14 protein-coding genes are annotated in these 17,525 nt (G+C 66.3%); 5 read left to right on the forward strand and 9 right to left on the reverse strand.

Annotated features, from left to right (window positions below; translation table 11 throughout):
* Nucleotides 1-14 precede the first annotated feature (14 nt).
* Nucleotides 15-1,574 carry a Rieske 2Fe-2S domain-containing protein gene (locus ON32_RS00555; protein ID WP_040787804.1) on the forward strand — a complete coding sequence of 520 codons (1,560 nt, stop codon included), beginning with the start codon at nt 15-17 and terminating at the stop codon, nt 1,572-1,574.
* Here ON32_RS00555 and ON32_RS00560 read toward each other — a convergent pair whose 3' ends face one another.
* From ON32_RS00560 to ON32_RS00595, 8 genes are all read right to left on the reverse strand, one after another.
* A complete protein-coding gene (locus ON32_RS00560) occupies nt 1,575-2,570 on the reverse strand; it encodes a DMT family transporter (RefSeq protein ID WP_051132709.1) in 996 nt (331 codons plus the stop codon).
* A gap of 85 nt (nt 2,571-2,655) precedes the next feature.
* Nucleotides 2,656-3,366, reverse strand: a complete 711-nt coding sequence (locus tag ON32_RS00565) for a sterol desaturase family protein (RefSeq protein ID WP_083873806.1) — start codon at nt 3,364-3,366, stop codon at nt 2,656-2,658.
* A 14-nt stretch (nt 3,367-3,380) separates the two neighbouring features.
* Nucleotides 3,381-4,118, reverse strand: coding sequence for a FadR/GntR family transcriptional regulator (locus ON32_RS00570; RefSeq protein WP_040787805.1), 738 nt, complete (start codon nt 4,116-4,118; stop codon nt 3,381-3,383).
* Between the two features lie 98 nt (nt 4,119-4,216).
* Entirely contained in the window at nt 4,217-4,864 is a 648-nt protein-coding gene (locus ON32_RS00575) for a hypothetical protein (RefSeq protein ID WP_051132710.1), read from the reverse strand.
* Between the two features lie 256 nt (nt 4,865-5,120).
* The gene (locus ON32_RS00580) at nt 5,121-6,800 is read right to left on the reverse strand and encodes an ABC transporter family substrate-binding protein (RefSeq protein WP_040787807.1); all 1,680 of its coding nucleotides are present in this window, start codon (nt 6,798-6,800) and stop codon (nt 5,121-5,123) included.
* 43 nt (nt 6,801-6,843) lie between these two features.
* Entirely contained in the window at nt 6,844-8,733 is a 1,890-nt protein-coding gene (locus ON32_RS00585; protein WP_040787932.1) for an ABC transporter ATP-binding protein, read from the reverse strand.
* Between the two features lie 14 nt (nt 8,734-8,747).
* Nucleotides 8,748-9,701: an ABC transporter permease gene (locus ON32_RS00590; RefSeq protein WP_040787809.1), complete on the reverse strand. Its 954-nt coding sequence runs from the start codon at nt 9,699-9,701 to the stop codon at nt 8,748-8,750.
* A gap of 67 nt (nt 9,702-9,768) precedes the next feature.
* Nucleotides 9,769-10,746 carry an ABC transporter permease gene (locus ON32_RS00595; protein ID WP_040787811.1) on the reverse strand — a complete coding sequence of 326 codons (978 nt, stop codon included), beginning with the start codon at nt 10,744-10,746 and terminating at the stop codon, nt 9,769-9,771.
* A gap of 185 nt (nt 10,747-10,931) precedes the next feature.
* On the opposite strand from ON32_RS00595, the gene ON32_RS00600 reads away from it, so the two are divergent.
* A complete protein-coding gene (locus ON32_RS00600) occupies nt 10,932-11,771 on the forward strand; it encodes a Cof-type HAD-IIB family hydrolase (RefSeq protein ID WP_040787812.1) in 840 nt (279 codons plus the stop codon).
* A 96-nt stretch (nt 11,772-11,867) separates the two neighbouring features.
* Here the strand turns inward: ON32_RS00600 and ON32_RS00605 are convergent, their stop codons facing one another.
* Entirely contained in the window at nt 11,868-13,871 is a 2,004-nt protein-coding gene (locus ON32_RS00605; protein ID WP_051132711.1) for an N-acetylmuramoyl-L-alanine amidase, read from the reverse strand.
* Between the two features lie 294 nt (nt 13,872-14,165).
* Between ON32_RS00605 and ON32_RS00610 the strand changes: the two genes are divergently transcribed.
* From ON32_RS00610 to ON32_RS00620, 3 genes are all read left to right on the forward strand, one after another.
* Complete coding sequence (locus tag ON32_RS00610) at nt 14,166-15,755, forward strand: SpoIID/LytB domain-containing protein (protein ID WP_051132712.1); 1,590 nt, start codon at nt 14,166-14,168, stop codon at nt 15,753-15,755.
* 104 nt (nt 15,756-15,859) lie between these two features.
* A complete protein-coding gene (locus ON32_RS00615) occupies nt 15,860-16,630 on the forward strand; it encodes a MerR family transcriptional regulator (RefSeq protein ID WP_040787813.1) in 771 nt (256 codons plus the stop codon).
* Between the two features lie 150 nt (nt 16,631-16,780).
* Nucleotides 16,781-17,398 (forward strand): hypothetical protein, encoded by a 618-nt coding sequence (locus tag ON32_RS00620; protein ID WP_040787814.1) that lies wholly within the window; start codon nt 16,781-16,783, stop codon nt 17,396-17,398.
* Nucleotides 17,399-17,525: the final 127 nt, after the last annotated feature.

Consider the following 17,525-nt stretch of genomic DNA (forward strand, 5'->3'; position numbering starts at 1 on the left):
AGAGGAGCAAGCTCGTGCAGATCACCAGCGTCGGACACGCAGGTTTCCATATCCGAACCGCGGCCGGGACGATCCTCTGCGATCCCTGGGTCAACCCCGCCTACTTCGGTTCGTGGTTCCCTTTCCCCGACAACACCGACTTGGACTGGGACGATCTGGGTAATTGCGATTTCCTGTACGTGTCCCATCTGCATCGCGACCATTTCGACGCGAAGACGCTGGCCGATCACGTCAACAAGGACGCCGTCGTCCTGCTGCCCGACTATCCGGTCCCGGACCTGCGGCGGGAACTGGAGAAGCTGGGCTTCCACAAGTTCTTCGAAACCGAGGATTCGGTCAAGCACACCGTCGCGGGTCCGGGCGGTGAGCTGGACATCATGATCATCGCGCTGCGCGCGCCTGCCGACGGTCCGATCGGCGATTCCGGCCTGGTGGTCTCCGATGGCGAAACCACCTGTTTCAACATGAACGACGCCCGGCCGGTGGATATGGACGTTCTGCACGAGGCGTTCGGTCATATCGATATCCATCTGCTGCAGTATTCGGGCGCTATCTGGTACCCGATGGTCTACGACATTCCGGCGCGCACGAAATCGAATTTCGGCAAACAGAAGCGGCAGCGCGGTATGGACCGGGCCCGCAGCTATATCGAACAGGTCGGCGCCACCTGGGTGGTGCCCTCGGCCGGTCCGCCGGTCTTCCTGGACGACGAACTGCGCTATCTCAACGACGACCGCGGTGACGAGGGAAATATCTTCCCCGACCAGATGGTCTTCCTGGAGCAGATGCGCATCCACGGCCATACCGGTGGTGTGCTGATGATTCCGGGTTCGGTGGCCGAGGTGCACGGCGCCGAACTGGAACTCACCCATCCCTACGATCCGGACGAGATCTGGAACGACAAGGCCGCCTATATCGAGAAGATGGCCCAGAAGATGGCGCCGGTATTGGAGCGGGAGAAGCGGTCGTGGGCGCCCGCCGAGGGGGAGCCGCTGCTGCAGCCGTTGAAGGCGCTGTTCGAACCGCTCATGGCGCAAAGCGATCTGATCTGCGACGGTATCGGCTATCCGGTGGGTCTGGTGCTGGGCGACGAGACCGTGGTGCTGGACTTCCCCAAGCGAACCGTGCGTGCCCCCATCGACGGTGAAGGTCGATACCGCTACGGTTTCCGCATCGCCCCCGAGCTGGTGCGCACGGTGTTGCGGGACAATGAGCCCGACTGGGTGAACACCATCTTCCTGTCCACCCGTTTCCAGGCGTGGCGCATCGGCGGCTACAACGAATTCCTCTACACCTTCTTCAAATGCCTCACCGACGAGCGCATCGCCTACGCCGACGGCTGGTTCTCCGAGGCGCACGACGATTCGGCCTCGGTGGAGCTCGCCGGCTGGGAGGTGCAGCGCCGCTGCCCGCACCTGAAGGCCGACCTGTCCAAGTTCGGTGTGGTGGAGGGCACCACTCTCACCTGCAATCTGCATGGTTGGCAGTGGGATCTGGAGTCCGGACGGTGCAAGACCTCGAAGGGACACGAACTGCGGTCCCGCAAGCTCACCGATCAGGCGGGCGAGCGGTAATCACGTCGGTTCGGATCGGTCGCCACGTCCCGAATCGTCACGGGTGTGATCACCCTGGCGGGAAGCGCCGACCAGCACCGCTATCAGGGTGAGGGCGCAGCCGAGCAGCGCGGTGGGGGAAAGACCCGGCCCGGTGGGCAGGGCCCAGTCGAGCAATACCGAGGCCAGGAGCTGTCCGGCGACCGAGGTGAGGCCGAGCAGTAGCACCCCGATTCGGCGCACCACCAGCACCCCGGCGGCGATGAAGACGACACCGAGTGGTCCGCCGAGGTAGAGCCACGGCTCGGTTGGGAACCGGTTCGGCCGGCCGAGGCCGATCAGTACCGCGGTTTCGATGACGAGCAGGGCGGTGAGTCCGGCGGTGAAATTGATCAGGGTCGCCGCGATCGGTCCGCCTGCCGCGCCGACCTGCCCGTTCACCGCCTGCTGCCAGGCCAATCCGATACCGGCCGCGGCGGGGAGCGCGATGAGCAGTGGTGTGGGTATCTCGGGTAGCGCCGCCATGGCGGTGAAGGCCTGCGGTTCGCCACCACCCGAACCGGCCAACAGCACGGCCGCCACCGCCAGTACGGCGCCGGCGACCCGCATAACGGTGACGGGTGTGCGTCCGCTGGGCGCCAAACCGAGGCGGTCCACCACCAGACTGCTCAGCAGCTGTCCCGCGACCACGGCCACCGTGAACGAGGTCACCCCGAGCGCGGCCACGGTGAGTCCCTGAGTCGCGACGAAACCGGCCCCGAACAGCCCACCGAGCAGCTGCCACGGCCGTAGTATTCCGTCGGCGAGGGCGCCGCGTACCCGTCGTAGCTCGGTGCGCAGTCGCGTGCTGAGCAGGAATGCGACGACCAACAGGAACAGGCCGGTTCCGAAGCTCACCACCGCCGCGGCGATGCCGTCCTGCAGCCGCTCTCCCAATGCGCCGTTGATTCGCGCCTGGAGCGCCACCCCCGCCCCGATGCCCATACCGAGCGCCGGCCCCACCCATCGCGACAGCATGTTCGCACCCTACCGGCGTGGTTGTTCGGGGTGGTCGACGTTCGTGGGCGACTTCGGGTGCGTGCCGGTGCCGGGCGGGGTCGGATCAGGCCGCGTGCAGATTGCGCGCGGTGGGAGAGGTAGGGACCGTGGCCGGATCCGGGAATGTGCCCAGCAGCCGGTCGGCGGTCCCGGTGGTGGTCACCGCGAACCAGTAGTGCTCGTTCTTGTAGTGGTGGTGCCGGTGGTTGCGCCAGATGGCGCGGTAGAAGGCGTGTTTCGGTTTGTAGTCGGAGTGGATCAGGTAGTGGGTCCACTCGTAGATCAACCCGATCACGGTGAAGGTGAGTAGGAAGGTGAAGCCGAGCCCGAGTCGGGGGAAGGCCAGGAGGCCGACCGCTCCCAGGGCGGCGATCACCACCAGCAGACTTCGGGTGGGGATGAAGATCAAGGGGATATCGCGCGGATCGATATGGTGTTCGCGGTGCTTGCGGGCCAGTTCGCTGTCGAGGGCCAGCGGGCCCAGCCGGCGGGGGCGCCAGTGCAGCACGGTGACGTGCACAATCCATTCGAAGAACGGAAACAATGCCAGCATCACCAGGGGCAGTAGCGCATCGCCGAGCTGCCAGTCGCCGATCAGCAGTCGCCCGGTGAGCGCGACCACCGTGGCGGCGCCGATAAGCAACGGTGAGGGGTGCCGCCAGAATTCCCGCAGTGCCATCCGCAGGGTGAATCCGCGCCGCAGTGCGCGTTCGTCCCGCCGGACCGCGGCCTTGGCAGTCGTATCGGTCGATTTGTCGGGGTGTGCTGTGCTCATCGTTGTTTCCGATCTCACGCTCGAGTCCGGTCGAAGACGCCGAGCAGTGCGGTGGTCGCCGGTTCCAGAAGCTCTCGGGCCTGTTCGGCGGCTTGTTGGGGCCGACCCGCCAGCACGGCGGTGGCCACATCGCGATATCCCGCCGCATTGCCGACCTCGGCCGACATCACGGGGGCCAATGCTTCGAGCGCGGGCTCGTAGGCGGCGCGCAGCATGTTGTACATAAGGCGGAAGACGATCGAATCGGCGGCGTCGACCAGGTGATCCCAGAATTCGAGGGCGATGCGCTGTTGTTCGATCGGCTCCCGGGCGCTCGCCAGCCGATCGACGCTGTCGAGCAGGGCGGTCGCTGAACGGGAGGATTCGGTTTCGTCGGCCGCGGCGTATCGGGTGGCAGCGAGTTCGGCGATTTTCGGCCCGTTGTGCAGCCGTGCCTCCAGGATGCTGCGGGCCACCGTGGGTTCGAGCGCGCCGTCGCGAATGAGCAGCCGAGGCAGTATTTCGAGTCCGGCGCCGCGGCGGTAATCCAAAACCGTTGTGGCGTCCCCCTGCCGCACCGAAACCAGTCCGGCCGCGGCCAACCGCTGGATCGCTTCCCGCACCGCCGGTCGGGAGACGCCCAAGGCCTCGGCCAGCTGTCGTTCGCTCGGTAGGGCCGTTCCCGGCGCCAGTTCCCCGCTGAGCACATCGGCTGCGATCTGCTCGAAGACCTCGGTCGAGACCGATCGCTTCACCACCCGTTGCAATGCCATGAGCCCACTGTGGGGCAAATTGGTAATAAGGTCAAGTGGTAAGACCAATTCAATTCGGCCGGGCCGTGCTACCGAGAGCGCACCGGAACATGCTCTGCTCAGCTGGGGTCGGAACCGCGGATCGCCGACAGCCACACCGTCGCGGCCGCGGCCACACAACTCGCCCCCACGAATGCCGCGGCCCCACCGCCGACCACGTACACCCACAGCAGACCGGCGAAGGGCGCGGCCACCGCGGGTTGCGCGTCCAACAGCAGACGCCTGCGTATTCGTACGGCCGCGGCGGCCCGCTGTGTCGCATCGGGGAAGGGGCGCGAAGGATTATCGATCAATCGCCCGGGTGGTTCCGTCTGCCGTATCCGCCCGGCGGGATATATGCGCAGTCGGCCGAGCATGATCCTTCCGTCTCGGATCCGGGCCTCGGATTCGACCAGGCCGATCAACGCCGGATCGAAATACACCGGCAGGTGGCGCTTACGTTCACCATCGTCCAGTTCCAGCCACGAGCGACTCAGCAGACGGTACTGCTGGCGTACTCGCCGCACCGTCACGGGACCGGAAGTTCTCGGTAGCGGCCTGCCCAACGCCACGGCCACGCGATATGCCGTATACCCCACGATTCCCGCTACCACCACCGCCAGGGCGCTGAGCTGGTCCGGATCGGCGAACGGTATCCAGGCGAGGCATACGACCACCACGGCGGCCGATATCAACAGCGGATACGCCAGGGGACGGGGAAATATCATCGGGTCAACCTTTCAGGCGTCTTCCCGCCGTCGAGCGGGCAACCTGATCCGCTCGCACCCTACCCACCGGCGACAATCCGACCCGCACCCCTACACGGAGATATCGGCCCGGGCGCACTCTCTCCCGGTATGCGTGGTGGTCGCTACCGCCCCGGAGCATGGTGGGTCGACGACGAACGGCGCCCGAACGGTGACAACCGTCGAGCGCCGAACATCGTGAACGGCCACTGGGCCGGGATCGCACCCGGCCCGTGGATCACTTCAGGAAACCGATCTTGGTGTAGTCGATCGAGGCGAGACCGGCCGCGCCGTAGTTGGCCAGATCGGCGCGCACGCCCACATTGCCGGCCGACTGCACCAGCGGGATGGAATGCCCCAGGGCCCAGATCTGTTGGTCGACCTGGTTGGCCAGATCACGTGCCTTGGCCGGGTCGAGTTCCGACAGGGTCTTTTCGATCAGATCGTTCAGCTCAGGAGTACCGATCCGGCCGTAGTTGCCCTGCGTATTGTCGGGGTAGTAACCCCAGATCTGGGGAATGCTTCCCAGCGGGAACGGATCGCCGACCCACGTCCACTGGCCGACGTCGAAGTTGCCGGGACGGATCACATCGGTGAAGAAGCCTGGGCCGGGCTTGGTTTCGATCTTCAGCTTCACCCCTACGCTGCTCAGATTCTGCTGAATGATCTTCGCCACCTGTACCCAGGTCTGGTCGTTGTACATGACATCGCGGATCTCCAGCCTGCGGCCGTCCTTTTCCCGCACATCACCGTTCAACCGCCAGCCCAGCTCGTCCAGCTCCCGGGCTGCGGCCGCCGGATCGTAGGGAATGCTGTTGTCCTGATAGCCTTCCTGGCCCTGCAGGTAGATGTGGTTGTTCAGGGGGACGGGATCGGTCACCAGGCCGTTCTGCATGGCCCTGGCGATACCGCTGCGGTCGATCGCCTTGATGATCGCCACCCGCAGTCGCGGATCCTCGAGCAGGGAGCCGGGCGCGCCGTTGAAAGTCAGATGTGACCAGCTGTTACCGGGTGCCCGGCGGATCACCACGCCGGGGGTGTTGCGGGCGGTTTGCATCTGGTCGCGGGTGGCCAGGCCCACGGCGTCGATCTCGTTGTTGGCGAGCGCCGGCACCATCGCCTCGCTTGCCAACTGGGTGTACGTGATGTTGTCGAGCTTCGGGGTATCGCCCCACCATTTGGGATTGCGGCCCAAAACGATTCGGGACTGTGCCCGATCGGTGGACTGCAGAATGAACGGACCCGCGGTCTTTCCGGGAGCATCACGCCAACTCTCGTTGAAGGCCTCGGGAGTGCTGGTGAGCTCCTTGGGGAACAGCATGCTGTTGCCCGCGAACTGCCCGCGCCAGTCGGCGAAGTGTTCGGCGAAGGTGATGATCGCCTGGCGATCGTCGACGCCGCGCTCCACCTTCGCCACCCGGTCGAAACCGGAATGCTGGGCAATCAGGTACCGCTTGTCCCGGCCGCTCAACGCATGGGCCTGAGAGGCGATGTCCTCCCAGGTGATCGGGCTCCCGTCGGACCAGACGGCCTCCGGATTGATGGTGTAGGTGACCTGCTGCGGATCGGTGTTGGTGAGTTTGACATCGGTGAAGAAATCGAGGTTCACCGATGTCTTTCCGGCGGCGTCGGTCTTGAACGCTCGCGGCATCATCATCTTGAGCATGCTGCCGGTCTCGGCGTCGTTGCCGTCGTTGCTCAACCCGTTCCAGTTGGCCGGATACGACGACATGGCCAGGCGAAGATTCCCACCGTCACGCAGCTCGCTCACATCGTGCGGATTGATGTCGTTGACCGTGCCGAGTGCGGCGACCGCGTCTTCCGGCATCCCCATATCGTTCGCGCCGCAGCCGGCCGCGAACAGCGCACCGACGAGTAATGGCACCGCGAGACTTCTGCGCAGAGATCGAATCCTCATGGCCGATACATCCTTCCTACCGGTGGGCCGCAGAACACGTTGATCAATCCCGTACCACGGGTACGGGCACCGCGTCGATCAACGAGCGCGTGTATTCGTGCCGCGGATCGCCGAAGATCTGGTCCGCCGGACCCGCTTCGACTATCTTGCCCCGGTACATCACGGCGATATCGTGTGCCAGGTTCCGCACCACGGACAGATCGTGGGAGACGAACAGGTACGACAGGCCGCGTTCGGCCTGGAGATCACGCAGAAGGTTGAGCACCCCGGCCTGAATGGAAACGTCCAGGGACGACACCGGCTCGTCCAGCACCAGTACTTCCGGGTCGAGCGCGAGGGCCCGGGCGATACAGATGCGCTGTTTCTGTCCACCGGAGAAATCGGAGGGGTAGCGGTCGGCGTGTTCCGGGCGCAACCCCACCTGCCGCAGGAGCTCCGGCACCCGTGCCGCGATCTCCGATTTCGGGCGTCCCGCTATGCGCAGTGGTTCGGCGATGGCGTCGGAGATGGGCAGACGAGGATCCAGGGATGCGGTGGGGTCCTGGAAGACGATCTGCAGCTTGCGGCGCAATTCACGGCGCTGCGACCTGGTGAGGTCGGCGACATTTCGCCCCAGGATCTCGATGGTTCCGGATTGTGGTTTCGCCAGGTCCAGGATCTGGGTGAGGGTGGTGGACTTACCGGACCCGGATTCGCCGACCAATGCGAGGGTGCGGCCGGCGCGGAGCTGGAAACTGATCCCGTCCACCGCGCGAACCTCGCCCTTCCGGCGGCGCAGGATCACCCCCGAGGTGATGGGGAAGGTTTTCACCAGGTCGGTCACCCGCAACACCACATGGGCATCGGTTTCGGCGGTGTCGTGGGGTTCGTCGATCTCCTGTCGGTAGGCATCGAACAGCGCCGCGCTGTCGAGCTCCTGCGTTCGGATGCAGGCGGCGCGGTGACCAGGGCCGGTTTCGGCGAGTGGTGGCTCGGCGGTGCGGCAGTCGTCGATCGCGACCGGGCACCTGGGTGCGAACGAGCAACCGGACGGTAGCGCGTGCATGGCGGGGGGAGCGCCGACGATCGGGATCAATGGTGCGCGGGCCGGACCGTCCATCCGGGGAATGGAACCGAGCAGGCCCACCGTGTAGGGCATACGGGGATCCCGGAAAAGTTGCGCGGTACTCGCCGTTTCGACGATCCGCCCCGCGTACATCACCGCCACACGATCGGCCAGGGTGGCGGCGATTCCCATATCGTGGGTGATCATGATGACCCCGGCACCGGTTATATCGCGCGCCTTGCGCAGCAGATTCAGAATCTGCTTCTGCACCGTCACATCCAGGGCAGTGGTCGGTTCGTCGCAGATGATGAGGGACGGATCGTTGGCGATCGCCATGGCTATGACCACGCGTTGCCGCATCCCCCCGGAGAACTCGTGCGGGAAGGCCCGCGCGCGCAGTTCCGGCTCGGGGATACCGACCAGATCCAGCAGTTCCACCGCTCGTTTCGCGGCCTCGGCGCTGCTCATCTTCCCGTGGGCGAGCAGGGCTTCGGCGACCTGATCACCGATCCGATACACCGGAGTGAGCGCGGACAGCGGATCCTGGAAAACCATGCTCACCGAGCGGCCGCGCAGTCTCGACAGTTCCTTGTCGCCGAGCCCGAGCAATTCCCGGCCGCGCAACCGGATCGATCCACTGACCCGCGCCTGATCCGGTAGCAAGCCCATCACCGCAAGCGACGACACCGATTTGCCCGATCCGGATTCGCCGACGATCGCCAGCACCTCCCCGTCGGCCACGGTGTAGTCCACACCGCGCACCGCCTCGACCCGCCCTTCCTCGCTGGGGAAGGAGACCCGGAGGTCGGATACCTCGAGTAGTGGCGCGCCGGTGCTCGAGGCGTCGGACGCGGCCGGGGTGGTTGGTGCCGGCTCGGTTTCGGTCATGGTGGTGTCGTCGGTCATTTCCCTGCATCCCCCGATTCGCGGGCCTTACGTGCCTTTCGCGATATCCGCGACCGTGCCTGCCCGGCGCCCGGATCGAAGGCGTCGCGCAGGCCGTCGCCGACCAGGTTGGCGCACAGCACGGTGATGATCAGCAGTCCACCCGCGAACATGAACAGCCAGGGGTAGGTCATGGCGGAGCCGGTGCCGGCGGCGATCAGCGAGCCCAGCGAGACATCGGGTGGCTGGACGCCGAAACCGAGGAAGCTGAGACCGGTTTCGGCCATGATCGCGGCACCGACGGTGAGTGTCGTGTCGATGATCAGGATCGACGCGACATTCGGGACGATATGGGTGAGGATGACGGTCCGCGTCGGAGCGCCCATATATCGGGCGGCCCGCACGAATTCGCGCTCGCGCAGGCTCATGGTCAGACCGCGTACGATCCGGGCGCTGATCATCCAGCCGAACACACTGAGCAGGACGATCAATATCACCAGCGAGCCCTCACCTTTGGTGCGCGGCGCGAACAACGCGATGATGATGAAGCTCGGCACCACCAGCAACAGGTCGACCAACCACATGATGGCCCGGTCGGTCCAACCGCCCAGCAATCCGGCCACGGTGCCCGTCAGCGCCGCGATGGTGGTGGAGAACACCGCCACACACAGGCCTATGAGCAAGGATTTCTGCAATCCGCGCAGGGTTTGCGCGAGAACGTCCTGGCCGATCTCGGTGGTTCCGAACGGATGTTGTGGACTCGGCGGCTGGAGGAGCGCGGTGTAGTCGAGTTCCTGGTAGTCGTAGGGAAGAAACGGCGGGAGCGCAAAACTCGCGAGGAACAGCGCGATCAGTATCACGCCTCCGGCCACGGCCGGTTTGTTGCGCAGGAAACGACGCAATACCAGCTTGCGTCTGCCCGAGGCGGCGACCTCGGGGGCGCCCTGAACGATGATCTCGGCTTCGGTCATGCTGCCCCCATGGCGGGATATATCGGCCCCACGTGGTCACACGAGTCGCCTGCTTCGGCCCTGATATTCATCCAACCCGCACTCTCGGGTCGAGAATCGCGTACACGATATCGGAGAGCAGACCGGATATCAGGATGACCAGCCCCGCGAAGGCGGTCACGGTGACCACCACGTACACGTCCTGGGCATTGACCGAATCGACCAGCCACTCCCCGACCCCGTGCCAGCCGAAGATCTTCTCGGTGAAGGTCGCGCCGGTGATCAGGCCGCCCAGACTGTAGGCGAACAGGGTTGCCATCGGGATGAGCGCGGTGCGCAGGCCGTGTTTGTACAGGGCCCGGCCGCGGGTGAGGCCCTTGGCGCGGGCGGTGCGGATGAAATCGCTCTGCAATACATCGAGCATGGCGTTGCGCTGGTAGCGGCTGTAACCGGCCATCCCACCCAATGCCAGGGTCAGGGTGGGCAGCACGAGATGCTGTAGGCGGTCGAGCAGTTGCGCGCCGAAACCCTCGATATTGCCGGCGGAGGTCTCACCGGTGTAGAGGAAGATCTGTTGGCCGGTCAGCGCGTTGATCTCCAGCGCCCCGTATTTCAGCAAGGTCGCGAGCAGGAAGATCGGAGTGGACAGGATCAGCAGCGAAACCACCGTCGTGAAATAGTCGCTGAACCGGTACTGCCTGATGGCCCCGGCCGCCCCGATCAGCACCCCGAGTACGGTACCGACGATCGAGCCGATGAGCAGCAGGCGCAGACTCACCCCCACCCGGCGAGGCAGTTCCTCGCTCACCGGCTGACCGGTGAGCGTGGTGCCGAAGTCGCCGTGCAACACCCCCCGCGCCCAGATCAGATAGCGCTGCGGGATGGGATCGTTGAGATGCAGTTCCTCGGCCTTGGCATCGATCACCGACTGGGGCGGGCGCGGATTACGCTGTTCGAGACTGTCCAGCGGCCGAAATGTCAGTGACGCGAGGCCGAACGTGAGGAACGACGCCAACAGCAACAGAACGACGTAGTTGAGCGCGCGTCGTAGCAGAAAGCCGGTCATGCGTCCCCTCGTGAGCTGGTGTAGCACCCGATCATAGGGAGCGGATGCCCGATGCGCGCAGGCAACGGCCGCGCTGCGTGTTCGCCCACCGGCCCCTTTCGGTACGGCGGTGTGATCCGGTCGGCAAACGACGCTGTCGGCGTCCTGGATGGGACACAGCAGGGCGCCGCGCGGGACACAGCAGAATGGAAGAGGTGACGCGTCTGCAACTGCCCAAACCGAAGCTTGTCGCCACCGATGTCGACGGCACCCTCATCGACCCCGCGGAACGGGTGAGCGCTCGCACCAAGGCCGTGGTCGGGGCGCTGGTGTCCGATGGGGTGCCGTTCGTGCTGGCCACCGGGCGTCCGCCGCGCTGGATCGCGCCGGTGGTCGAGGGGCTCGGTTTCGCGCCGTTGTGCGTCTGCGGTAATGGCGCGGTCATCTACGACAGCGCCGCCGATCGGGTGTTGGCTGCCCGGGCGCTGGACGTGGACACCCTGGGCTGGTTGGCCGAGCTCGCCGAGAAGGAACTACCCGGCTGTGGGTTGGCCGCCGAACGGGTGGGCGCCAGCGCCCACGACGCGGCGACCCCGCAATTCGTCAGCTCACCCGAATACGAACACGCTTGGCTCAACCCCGACGACACCGCGGTCGCCCGGGACGAGGTGATCGACGCGCCCGCCATCAAAATGCTGATCCGTCTACCGGGCGCGCGCAGCGGGGACATGCGCGCCACGCTGGCTCCGCTGGTCGGTGACCGAGCCGATATCACCTATTCCACCGAGCACGGTCTCATCGAACTGTCCGCCCCTGGGACCACCAAGGCGTCGGGACTGACAGTGGTCACCGAGCGGCTGGGGATAGATCCGGAGACCATGATCGCCTTCGGTGATATGCCCAATGACGTGCCGATGCTTCTCATGGCCGGACACGGTGTCGCCATGGCCCAGGCCCATCCCGAGGCGCTGGCCGCCGCGGACGAGGTGACCGCGTCGAATACCGACGACGGGGTGGCGCGGGTGCTCGAGCGTTGGTGGAACTGAACTCACGGTATCCGGTCGGCGGGGATGGGCCCGACAACACTTCGGGACGGGCGACGTCGATTGTCGCCCGTCCCGAAGTGTTCGAGATCGGGTTGTTCAGCCCGCCAGGGTCGGTTCGGGTTCCGCCTGCGGGGGTGTATCGCCGGGAGATGGTTCCGCGACGGGGGTCTGCTCGGGCCCGGACACGCCCTGCTGTGGGTCGCCGCCGGGCTGCGGGGCCGCGGGCGCCGGTGTTTCGGCAACCGGTGCCGCGGGGGCCGGTAGGGGCTGTCCGCCCTGGTCCGGCTCGGTATTGCCCGGGGCCTGTTGCTGGTGGGTCTGGATATAGCTGCGCCACACCGTGGTGACTATGTCGGTGAGTTCGTTGAGGATCAGCGAACCGTTCTGGAAGTCGAGGCGCAGCCCGTCGGGTACGGGGTAGGCATTGCTGAGCGGCAGGCCGAGCGCGCCGGTGTCGGCGCCCAGTTCCAGGAAACGATCCAGGATCTTGCCGGTTACCTCGTGGGCCGATCCGTCCGGTGCGGTGTAGACATTGCCGTTGACGAATTCGGCGTACTGCTGGCCCTGCGCCGCGGGCATCGGTTCGGATACCGCCTGGCCGAGTGGACCGTCCGGTCCGCCGGTGGAAGCCCAATACCTGGCGACGAGGTTGTCGTGCGCCATGGCGAGCAGTTTGGCGGTGAGCGCGGCCAGAGCCGCCATATCCGACCGGTTCGGACGCCGGGTTTGTTCGGGTCGGACGCTGCCGCCGCCGGCCGTGCCCGCGGCGATGGCGCGGATGCGATCCATCTGGGCGTAGGCGGCGTCGCCGGGGCAGCTGGTGTGACCGACATCTCGGTGGGCGAAGACGATTGGCAACTCCACCTGTTCCCCGCGGGCGTACGGGGTGAACTGGGTGCCCTCGGAGTACATGACGGTGCGTCCCTGTGGGTCGAGCCCGGCGATCTTGGTCCGCCAACCGACGAACCGCCCGGCGGCCTCGATGCTCGCCTCGGACGGGGTCTCGCGTTCGTAGTTGCCCATGAGCGCCACCCCGGAGGTGTTCTCGTTGAACCCTCCCGCGTGGGCGCCCTGAACCGGCTTGTCCAGCCCGCCGTAACGGCCTTCGAAGATCTGCCCGTATTTATCGATCAGGGCGTTGTAGCCGATATCGCACCAGCCCAGGGTCTGCGCGTGATACGTGTAGATGGCGCGGACGATTCCGGCCGACTCGGCCTTGGAGTAGTCGTTGCGGCCGGCGGTGTGGTGGATGGTGACCCCGCCCAGACCGTCGTCGTAGGTGGGTTCCTGGCAGCGGATGGATTCGTCGGCTCCCCATTGGCCACGGGTGATCACGCGCGGTCCGCCGTTCGGCAGTTCCGCCGCGATGCTGTCGAGCTCGGCGTCACCGGCCCCGTTGCCCGGGTCGATGAGCACCGCGGTGAGGCCCGGGACGGTCGCGCCCACCGGATGGCCCGTGGTGACGGGTTGGACCGCGGGGTCGGCCGGTGGGGCGCTTTCCTTCCGGGTCACCAGAATCTGCACCGCCTGGGTATTGCCGACATAGATCGGTTCGGTGCCGTGGGGGCCGTTCGTCGCGGTGCCGCCTTGTTCCTCTATGGGTTCGGCCCGGTACCACGGACCCCAGGTGCCGTCCGGTTGCCGCGCGCGGATCAGGGCCGTGGTGTTCGTCAGGTCTTCGGCGGTGAGGGCGACCACGCTGAACGGGGTCTCCTGGGTGAGTTCCTTGACATGCGCCCCCACGTCGTTCCCGAGTTCGGGTGGGACGGCAGCGGGGGGCGGTGCGGGGGCGTGGGGGTCGGCGACGAATTGGATGCCGTCGGGTGTGGGGCCGGCAGCGGTCGCGATCGGCAGCGTTGCGGGTAGATCGGAAAGCCTCAGGTCGGAGAACTCGGCGCCGATGAGTTCGCGTAGCGGCAGCACGGTATCGGAGGCGGTGTGCAGGCCCACCTCGACCAGCCGTGTCCCGACGGCGGCGGGTTCGTTGTCACCGGTTGTGCGGTAGTCGCCGGAATCTCCGGGCAGGAGCGCCGGAGTTGCAACCGCGAGAACCGCGATTACAGGGAGAACATAGGAACGCTTCGGTTTGGGGTAGAGCACGAGCGTCTCCAATCAGGGTTTTTCGAACCGGTGATCAATGAGATGTTTCGCTCTTGCATACAGACGTCTCAAAGATCACACTAGTCACAAACGTCACATCTCTAAACCTGTGGTTGAGGCTTTACCTGATCGCTCGAATGTAGCTCTCGAATCGTGACCCGCCGATACGACATGCCGGACGCGCCGCGTAGGGATGAACGAGGGAGTGCACGGATGCCACAACAAAACCACAACAACCGCCCCCAGCCGGGCCGGCGTCCGCGAAACACGCCGGTAAGGGCCTGGTTATCCCGCTTGACATGGCGGAGAACCATTCGGGCCGGTACAGCGCTCGCCATCGGGGTCGCGGCCGGTTTGCTCGCCGAACCCCTGATCTGGCCCGGTGACAGCGCGGACCCGGCCTATCGCACCGTCGCCGAACCCACGCATGGGCGCGGGCTGAGTCAGTTGGGCGCCATGCGCAATGCGCGCGACGGATGGACGGCCGAACGTATTCTGGGGCACTACTATCCGGGCGCCACCCTGGGCAGCGTCGGTCCCGCCTCGATATCGGTATGGCTCACCAGTCGGGACGGCGCCGATCTGAGCGCCTTTTCCGATATGGGCGCGCGTGTGGCCGGTCGGCTGGTGAAACCGGGACAGGTGGCCCATCTGATCCCGCGGCCGAACGGGCGGGCCGATGTCAAGGTGACCACCGGCTGTGAAGGCGAGGTGATCTGGCAGACCGAAACCGACGATCCCTGGATTTACCCCCTCGATCCCTCGCCGAACCGGCCGGCGACCGAACATCTGACCCTGTGCGGTGGTGGCTCCTATCGCGGTTCCCTGGGTGTGGCGGAGTCCGGCGGTGCCGTCCACACGGTGAACCGGGTCGATGTCGAGGACTATCTGCTCGGTGTGCTCCCGGCCGAGGTCCAGGCGAATTGGGCCGACTCCGGCGCCGCCGAGGCCCTGCGCGCACAGGCCATCGCCGCCCGCTCCTACGCCCTGGCCGAACAGCGCTATCCCTTCGCCCAGACCTGCGATACCTCCGACTGTCAGACCTATCCCGGGACCGCCAAGGAAGACCGGCGCACCAACGTCGCGGTGGACTCCACCACGGGCACCGTCCTGCTGCGGGAGGGACGGATCCTGCGGGCGGAGTACTCCTCCGCGTCCGAGGACGGCCCTCCGGCGGATATCCGGATCTTCGAGGTGGGGCCGACGCCGGCCGAGCTGACCATCGGAACGCCGGTTCCGGGCGCGCCGCGCTTCCGGGTCGATCTCGGGGTGCCCGTCGACCCGAATACCGACCCCGCCACCGCCGAGCAGGCCCGGCACGAACGGGTCGAGCTGGTGCCGAACGCTTCCCTTCCCCTGGGGTCGCAGCCGGGGCCCCGGCCGGATGTTTCGCCGGGGCAGCAACCGGGTGCTCCGGCCGGGCCGCCACCAGGAGCCGGGCCGGGTGCTCCGGCGGGTGCGGAACCGAGCGCGCCCGCGGCATCCGAACCGAATGCCTCCGCGAACCGCGATCCCGGCGCGCCCGGCACCGGATCGCCCACCGACTCGCCGGGTGCCTCCGATACACCCAGGCGGCCACCGACGGCGATCGAGACCGAATACGCCCGCTTGGGCGGCGCCGACAGCGTCGTCGGGAAACCGCTCGGTCCGGAGATGCGGCTGCCCGGTAATCGAGGCACCTACCGACTGTTCGAGAAGGGTGTGATCATCGATACCCCCATGCTCGGCACCCAGGTCGTCGATTTCGACGCCCTGATGCGGATGGTCCCCGGAATGGAGGGAACCGAACCGGGTGACGCGGGCCCGTCCCAGGCCATACCGGCCCCTCGACTGCCCGAGGGGCCGGCCGACTCCGAGGCGCCCGCCGGTACCGGCCCGCGGTGACCCCTGCGAGAGAACGGTCGAGAACGCCGGAATTCGGCCTTGACCTTGACGTAGCGTCAACTTGCACGCTGGTGGTACCGACGCGAACGGAAAGGAGAAAGGTCGTGGGAACGCGGACCCGGGACGAGTGGTCCATCCAGGATCTGGCCAAGGCGGCCGGTACCACCAGCCGCACCCTGCGCCACTACGGGCAATTGGGGCTGTTGCCGCCCAGCCGGATCGGCGCCAACGGGTACCGCTACTACGACCAGGACTCGCTGGTACGGCTACAACGCATTCTGCTGTTGCGCGACCTCGGACTCGGACTTCCGGTCATCGCCGAAGTCCTCGCCGGAGAGCAGGATGCCACCGCCGCGTTGCGCACCCATCTGGAACTGCTGCGGCAGGAACAGGATCGGATCCGCCGCCGGATCGAGTCGGTACACACCACGCTGAGCAAGATGGAAAGAGGTGAACGACTCGTGGCCGCCGAGGTTTTCGACGGGTTCGACAACACCCGATACAAGGACGAGGTCATCGAGCGCTGGGGGAAGGAGGCGTACGAGAGCGGGGACCGCTGGTGGCGGTCGATGAGCGAGGCCGACCAACGGACATTCCTGCAGACCCATAGCGATATCGCGGCCGACTACGGCCGGGCCCACACCGCCGGGCTCGCCCCGGACAGCGCCGAGGCGCAGGCCATCGCGGCTCGCCACTACGAGTGGGTCGCGCAGGGATGGCAGGGTAGACGACCCGATGCGCAGGCCTTCGCCGGTTTGGGTGAGATGTATGTGGCCGATGAGCGTTTCGCGGCGAATTACGAGGTCCACGGCGCGGGTACCGCGGAATTCGTCCGTGATGCCATGCGGGTCTACGCCGATATCAACCTGGCGTAGGGCACCGGACGGTAAGGGCGTCGAGGCGACCGGAAAGCGTCCGCACTCTTCGGGTGCAGACGCTTTCTGTCGTTTCCGGCGGCCGTTGTGGCACAGTGGGTCCGCATGCGCACGGCCACGGGGGCGCACGGACCAGGGGAGGGAATCCCGATGAGTTATCCATACGGTGGACCCGGCCATCCGCATCCACCGGGCCATCCGGTACCGCCCGGCTACCCGGCCCCGGCGGGATACGGCTACCCATACGTGCCGCGGCCACCGAGCGGCGGTACCGCTATCACCGCCGGGATCCTGGCGATCATCGGCGGGGTGGTGAGTCTCCTGATCGCCGTATCCGGGATTATCGCAGCATTCGACCGGCGCGACAGTTCACTGGCAACCGGCGCGCGTAGGCGTGGGAGCAGTAGTTCGAGCCATAGCGATGTGGATGTCGATATCGACCTCAGCGGGATCGATGGCCTGAGTCTCTTCCTCGGCGTCGTCGCCGCCCTTGTGGCCCTGCTCCTGCTGATCGGCGGCATCATGCTTCTCCGCCGCAGCGGTATCGGGCGGATCATGGTCATCGTGGGCTGTTCGGTGTATCTGCTCATGATAGTGGTCGGTATTGCCCGGGTCGGCGCGTTCGCCGGTCCGTTGTCCGTGTTCTTCCCGGTGCTCACTCTGGTAATGGCCTCGTCGGGGTCCACCAAACGCTGGATCGAGGCCGGTCGGTCGCCGATGCCGGTCGCCGGTGGTTACGGTCAACCGCCCTATCCGACCTACGGATGACATCACCCATTCCGTCGTCGGATGCCCGCTCCCGGGTTCGGGGGCGGGCATTGTCGTTCGAGCGGTCCGATTCGAATGCCGGCCGCGGTATCCTCCGTTTCTCATTTCACCCGGCGGACCTGGGAAC

The organism is Nocardia paucivorans NBRC 100373 (assembly GCF_000308675.1).
In the GTDB taxonomy this organism is placed as follows: domain Bacteria; phylum Actinomycetota; class Actinomycetes; order Mycobacteriales; family Mycobacteriaceae; genus Nocardia; species Nocardia paucivorans.

Excerpts from the sequence above, each read along its gene's own strand:
- ON32_RS00590 (WP_040787809.1), bottom strand. The coding sequence starts at position 9,701 with ATGACCGAAGCCGAGATCATCGTTCAGGGCGCCCCCGAGGTCGCCGCC.
- ON32_RS00560 (WP_051132709.1), bottom strand. The coding sequence starts at position 2,570 with ATGCTGTCGCGATGGGTGGGGCCGGCGCTCGGTATGGGCATCGGGGCG.
- ON32_RS00580 (WP_040787807.1), bottom strand. The coding sequence starts at position 6,800 with ATGAGGATTCGATCTCTGCGCAGAAGTCTCGCGGTGCCATTACTCGTC.
- ON32_RS00575 (WP_051132710.1), bottom strand. The coding sequence starts at position 4,864 with ATGATATTTCCCCGTCCCCTGGCGTATCCGCTGTTGATATCGGCCGCC.
- ON32_RS00585 (WP_040787932.1), bottom strand. The coding sequence starts at position 8,733 with ATGACCGAAACCGAGCCGGCACCAACCACCCCGGCCGCGTCCGACGCC.
- ON32_RS00620 (WP_040787814.1), top strand. The coding sequence starts at position 16,781 with ATGAGTTATCCATACGGTGGACCCGGCCATCCGCATCCACCGGGCCAT.
- ON32_RS00600 (WP_040787812.1), top strand. The coding sequence starts at position 10,932 with ATGGAAGAGGTGACGCGTCTGCAACTGCCCAAACCGAAGCTTGTCGCC.
- ON32_RS00565 (WP_083873806.1), bottom strand. The coding sequence starts at position 3,366 with ATGAGCACAGCACACCCCGACAAATCGACCGATACGACTGCCAAGGCC.
- ON32_RS00570 (WP_040787805.1), bottom strand. The coding sequence starts at position 4,118 with ATGGCATTGCAACGGGTGGTGAAGCGATCGGTCTCGACCGAGGTCTTC.
- ON32_RS00595 (WP_040787811.1), bottom strand. The coding sequence starts at position 10,746 with ATGACCGGCTTTCTGCTACGACGCGCGCTCAACTACGTCGTTCTGTTG.